The 5,685-nt window shown below is 68.0% G+C and carries 1 protein-coding gene and 8 pseudogenes; 6 read left to right on the top strand and 3 right to left on the bottom strand.

Translation table 11 applies throughout. From position 1 onward, the window contains the following. From FF86_RS30410 to FF86_RS36835, 6 pseudogenes are all read left to right on the top strand, one after another. A pseudogene (locus FF86_RS30410) lies at positions 1 to 244 on the top strand (IS701 family transposase); the annotation flags it as partial. Positions 245 to 408: 164 nt separating this feature from the next. Then, positions 409 to 537, top strand: a pseudogene (locus FF86_RS61300) (transposase); the annotation flags it as partial. 1 nt (position 538) lies between these two features. Next, a pseudogene (locus FF86_RS33935) lies at positions 539 to 821 on the top strand (integrase catalytic region); the annotation flags it as partial. Position 822: 1 nt separating this feature from the next. After that, positions 823 to 908: pseudogene (locus tag FF86_RS61295) on the top strand (transposase); the annotation flags it as partial. Position 909: 1 nt separating this feature from the next. Further along, positions 910 to 1,467: pseudogene (locus FF86_RS30400) on the top strand (integrase core domain-containing protein); the annotation flags it as partial. A 2,208-nt stretch (positions 1,468 to 3,675) separates the two neighbouring features. Continuing rightward, positions 3,676 to 3,960: pseudogene (locus FF86_RS36835) on the top strand (competence protein CoiA); the annotation flags it as partial. A 136-nt stretch (positions 3,961 to 4,096) separates the two neighbouring features. On the opposite strand, the gene FF86_RS61290 reads toward FF86_RS36835, so the two are convergent. The 3 genes and pseudogenes from FF86_RS61290 to FF86_RS61280 all read right to left on the bottom strand — a co-directional run. Then, the coding region (locus FF86_RS61290; protein WP_242419915.1) for a transposase at positions 4,097 to 4,729 on the bottom strand (633 nt) is incomplete at its 3' end. Positions 4,730 to 4,786: 57 nt separating this feature from the next. Beyond that, positions 4,787 to 5,000: pseudogene (locus FF86_RS61285) on the bottom strand (transposase); the annotation flags it as partial. A gap of 1 nt (position 5,001) precedes the next feature. Beyond that, positions 5,002 to 5,293, bottom strand: a pseudogene (locus FF86_RS61280) (transposase); the annotation flags it as partial. Positions 5,294 to 5,685: the final 392 nt, after the last annotated feature.

Raw genomic sequence — 5,685 nt, 5'->3', positions numbered from 1 at the left:
CCCACGCCTGGCTCGCCATCACCGCGACGAAACACCGCGAACAGAACCCGCCGACCGTCCCGCCCACGATGACCGCCGTGGGATACACGCGTCTCCCCGGAGGCCTACCCGTCGCCGAACAGCCAGAACCAGACAGGCACATGAGGACACCATTCACCCTCAACGAGATCCGCCACGTCTTCGCCCTGTTCACCGAAGCCGTACTTCCACCCGCCATGATCACCTGGTGGTCGGACTGGCGCCGNGGCCACCAGGCCCGCGCCCGCTACTACCACTACCAGACCCGGATCTACGCCGCCCAAGGCATCGCCNGGCAGGCAGCAGCCACACAAAGATCACTGTCGCTGTAGTACTAGGCCTGTGAGCTGGGACGATGCTACGGACCGGTCGCCGGCATGATGGTCAACCATGTCCGTGCGCCTGCTCTACCTGATCTTCGTCAGGGTGTGTGGCTGGCTCGTTCTGCTCGGCCGATCGTCGGCATCGAAGGACATCGAGCTGCTCGTGCTGCGACACGAGGTCGCAGTGCTGCGCCGCNCCCAGTCGCGGCCTCGGTGGGACTGGGCGGACCGGGCCATACTCGCCGCTCTGATCCGACGGCTACCGAAACGGCTACGGATGCACCGGCTGGTCACTCCCGGCACCGTCCTACGCTGGCACCGCCGCCTGGTCACCAGGAAGTGGACCTATCCCCTGCGAACCGGACGACCGCCGATCAGCGTGGAGATCACTGCGCTGATCGAACGGCTCGCTACCGAGAACAAGACGTGGGGGTACAAGAGGATTCAGGGCGAGTTGCTCAAGCTCGGCCACCGGGTCGGNGCGTCCACGATCCGTAGGGTCCTGAAGTCCCTCGGGCTGCCTCCAGCGCCGCGGCGGCAGCCGACTCGAGCTGGCGGGAGTTCCTGNGCGCCCAGGCCTCGACGATGCTGGCCGTTGACTTCTTCCACGTGGACTGTGCCGTGACGCTGCGGCGCCTGCGCTGCTTGTTTGTCATGGAGGTCGGCACCCGCTATGTCCACCTCGTCGGGGTAACCGCGCACCCAGACGGGCCGTGGACCACCCAGCAGATCCGCAACCTCCTCATGGACCTTGGGGACCGGGCAGCCGAGTTCCGGTTCCTGGTCCGCGACCGCGCCGGGCAGTTCACCGCGTCGTTCGACGCGGTCCTCGCCGACGTCGGCATCACCACGGTCAAGATCCCGCCTCGAGCGCCCCGGGCGAACGCCTACGCGGAACGGTTCGTCCGCACCGTCCGCGCCGAGGTCACCGACCGCATCCTGATCCTCGGCGAACGGTACCTACGAACCGTCCTGACCCAGTACGTACGCCACTACAACGGACAACGCCCCCACCGCGCACTCGAGCTCCAACCGCCCCGACCCGACCATCCCATCGCCGACCTCCATACGGATCAGGCGCCGACCTGTCCTCGGCGGACTGATCAACGAATACGAACGAGCCGCCNGAAACCCCAGGTCAACCCCGGTGGCACAGTTCCGGCACCCCACAAGCACGGCGAGCGCGTCGTCCGGGAGGCTGTCGACCGCGTGGTAGGCAACGCCGGGGAACTCGCGAGTGTCGATGTCGCCCGCCGCCGGATCGTTGCCGCTTCGTACCGCCCCGGCGTACCAAGACGTCAGCCGGTCCGACAGCCGACTGGGTGGCCGGGCTCGAACGAGGCGAGGTCACGCCCGAGCCCGAGGGCGATGAGGTCCGAGCCGCGCTATGGCTGGTCGATCAGCCGTTAGCGCGAGCCGCCCCGGCACCCCGACGCCCTGGTCGTGCCAGCGGCGNCCGGGCGCATGGAGGCAAGACAGGGGGCGGGACTTGGCGTCGGGTAGTCTGACACGCAGCGCCGGTTGGTCCGCTTCCCTTGATGATGCGGGGGAGGTGCGGAAGTTCGATTCTCCTGCGGTGCGCGCCTGGTTGAGGCAGGTTGGGGCCCGCATCGTCCACACGATGCGGGCCCCGATGGTTACCGCCTGGCCTCTGGCTGCCCGCGTCCCCGCGCGGGTTCGTGCAGCAGGGCGCCCGGCGAGGCCGCGTACCGAGGCTCCGGCTACTGCGGGGGTACAGGTAGTGGGAGTGTGTGCGATGTGCAACCGCACGGGCCAGGGTGGTTGGGGATGTTTGTGGTGCGTTGCCGAGCGCACCACAAACACCCCCAACACTTGCGACATCGATTGTCCGTACGCCAGTCGCACTGGGTGCATGGATCGCCTCCGCCAGCCGCTTTCGTCTTCGAGAAGCATCCAGCGGCCATCGACCAATAACTTCGGGACAGGCGGTCTCGGTCCGATCGGGCTGTTCACCGAGATTTGATCTTTAAGGTGTGCTGTGGATGGGCTCATTGTGGGTGCGGATGTTCCGGTACGACGCGGCACCCGCCGGCACGCTACGGCATCGAAAACGCCGTGACCAGGGAGAACGCGGCACTACCCGGCACGATGCGGCATGNCGCGGCACGTCGCCGTGCGTCTTGTAATCGGGTGGGTAGGGCTTCCCCTCTCCTGGTCGGCTCCAGGCATACCCATCTTGACCTGCGGATTTACGGCCATAGAGATCGTCTGCGTCGCCGTCAAGATCGAATATGGGCTCATTATGGGCTCATTCCGCACGACTCTGTCGATCAATCGTTCGCCGGCGGCCCCTCCAGGGCGGTGTTAGGTGCGGGGCGCAGTGCGGCTGGCCACTGCGGGGGCTCCGCTGTGAGGCGGTCAACGGGGGCGAAGTGCAGGGGACTGCTCGATGATTAAGGCCATAGAAGATGGTGACAAATAGTGACGGTCGGTGCGTCTGGCTGATCGCGGGCAGGGCGTCAAGAAGCTGGCGCGAGATGAGCTGGTGTTGCTGACGGTGGGCTTGCCGGCCCTGTTGGTCTGTGTGCTCGCCGCCTCGGGCGCCTGCTGACGAATCATGGCTTCGCGCGCCTCCCGACCGGGGAGTCAGCCTCGACGACCAGGTCCCCGCGGTTGATGTCTCCCGACCCGACCGGCATGCGGCGAGGGCGCAATGCTTCGGCCTGGAACGCCTTCAGCGCAGGTCGCCGCACGCCGGCAAGGGGCTGCCGCCTGATGGAGTCGAGCTGGCGGGCTCGCCGTCGACGTCGTTCGCGCTTCACGACTTGATGATCTAGCTGTGCGCTTGGGGGATGCGCAGCAGGACCGTTGGCGGAGGCGACCTGCGCGGGGACGAACTCGCCCGCACCCCCTTTGCCGGCTCAGCGTCCACAACACAGGCTGTCGACCCTGCGGGTAAGGCGNTCCATGGAATGCACGAGCCCGGTGTCCCGGCTGCGGACGATCGCGGGTAGTTCGTCGAGCTGAGGCTGGAACCCGGCACCACCCCGCATCGCCGCGCGGGAATGCTGGCGAAGTTGGCGGCAGGAGAGCTCGACGTCACATGATCCGGTGCGGAAATCGCAACTGGCCCACCGCTCTGAGCCGCTCAGTCCATCATGGTTATCGGTACCAGCACGTCTGTTCCGCCAGCTCGACGAGGGGGCGTCGGTGAGCCGCATCCGCAGTGTTCGGTCTCTGGGAGGACGCGCCCGGCCAGGCTCGGAAGCCGTCGTCGCACATCTCGCCGTCGCTCAGCTTCCCGTCGACCGCGGCTGCTGACATGGCGTTCNCCGCGATTCACCCCGAGGTCGNCCGTATCGATGCCACCCTNCCGGATCTAGGATGCGGTCTGACCTGGGAATCTGTGCACAAGGTTAGGCCTCGGGTCGCGCTGGGCTGCCCCGAGTGCGGGTACGGAGTGCACGCCAAGCTCTCCCCTTTCAAGCTGCGGTACTTCGCCCATGATCCCGGCCGTCCTGCCGACTGCGCCTGGCTCAATGAATCGCTAGAACACCACCTGCTGAAGCTGGAACTGGCAACGGCGCTGTTGCGTTCCGGGGAAGCTGGGCATGCCAGCGGCCTCGATGATCGGTGGTCAGACCTGATCCGAAATTAAGACGCAACGTGGGCAGGCTCGCGCCCACCCGTCGGCGACCACGCTGGAACGGTCACTGACAGGGGGCGACCACGCTGGGACGTGCCGGTCTGGTGGGTTAGGCGGCGGGGGCGGGGCCGGTCGGGGCGGCGGGGGNGAGGGTGACGGTGAAGCCTTGGGCTTCGAGGGCGCGGACGTGGGTGCGGCGGACGCGGTCGGGGTTGAGGCGGCGGTCGAAGTGGTCGGGGCCGAGGTCGTGGTAGCGGGTGTCGGGGTTGGCGAGCAGGTGCCAGACGATGGTCAGGATGGAGCGGCCGACGGCGACGATGGCCTTCTTCTGACCGCGGCGGGCGAGGCGTCGGTAACGGGCGCCGAGGAAGGTGCGGGTCCGGCTGGCGCCCACGGCGGCCTCGCCGAGGGTGCGGGCGAGGTAGCGGTTGCCCTTGCCGGTGGAGTTGCGGCCTTTGCGCCGGCCGGCGGACTCCTGGGTGACGGGGGCGAACCTCGCCCAGGAGGCAAGGTGACCGGCGGTGGGGAAGCGGGTCGCGTCGGTGCCGATCTCGGCGATCAGGACGCGGGCGCTGTCAGGTCCGATGCCGGGAATCTCGTCGAGCCGGGCGGCGAGGTCCGCGTATGGCGCCACGGCGGTCTCTATCTTCGTGTCGAGTTCGTCGATGTCGGCGGTGGCGGCGTCGATGCGGGCGAGCATCCTGCCGAGCAGGTAGGCATGGTGCTCGGTGAAGCTGCCGGTAAGGGCCTCTTCGAGTTCGGGAATTCTGCGGCGTAGCACGGTGCGGGCGAGCTGCGCGAGCCGTTTCGGGTCACGCTCGCCGGTGACGAGGGCGGNGAGCATGGCCCGGCCGGACACGCCGAACAGCTTGGAGGCGACGGTCCCGAGCTTGATCTGGGCGTCCTCGAGGAGCTTCTCGACCCGGTTCATTTCCGCGGTGCGGACGTTGACGAGGTCGGTGCGGTAGCGGGTCAGATCGCGGAGCCGGCGCAGGTCGGCCGGGGGGACGAAGCTGGGCCGGATCATCTGCCGCTCCGCGACCTTGCACAGCNAGACGGCGTCGATCGCGTCTGATTTGGGCCTTCCTGGCAGGTGTCTGACGTCGCGGGCGTTGACCAGCCACGTCTCGAAGCCGGCGGCCTCGAGCACGTAGAACGGCGAGCGCCAGTAGTCCGACGTGGCCTCCATGACGACCCGGGTCACGCCGAGGGCGCGCAGCTGGTCGGCCAGCCCGACCAGCGAGCGTGTCATGGTCGTGTGGGTGGTGACCTCCTGCAGCCGCCGGCCCGGCCGGTCGTCGTCGGGGACCCGCACGCAGCAGGTCAGCTCGGCCTTGCCGATGTCNAGCGCGGCGACCCGCCGGATGATCTCTTCCGTTTCCTGCGTCTCCTTGAGCACCATCGGGTGCCTCCCGTCTGCGGTGGGTCNGGACAGGGGGCTGCCCGTGGGAGCCGCGGGGCAGGATCGAATCTGATCCTCGTGCTCGAGGCAACAGGGAAGGGCCCTTCGGGTGCGGTTCCCGGCGCCCGACTAAATCACGGCCTGAAACGACCAAGGTACGTCGACGTCGGTGGGCAGCCGCGATGATCGTCACGCCGCCCCGGGTCTTCCGTGACGGAACAGACCTACGGGGCACACCAAGCCCACGACCGGCCACCGGGCCGAGGCGCGACGCTGCCACGCAGACCCGACGACAGCGAGCGACCACAGAAATTTCAGCCCGGAACGGGCTCCCC

It is taken from the genome of Frankia sp. CpI1-P, assembly GCF_001421075.1.
In the GTDB taxonomy this organism is placed as follows: Bacteria; Actinomycetota; Actinomycetes; order Frankiales; family Frankiaceae; genus Frankia; species Frankia torreyi.
Note: the sequence above shows the minus strand (reverse complement) of the source record. Positions and strands in the feature narration are given on the sequence as shown.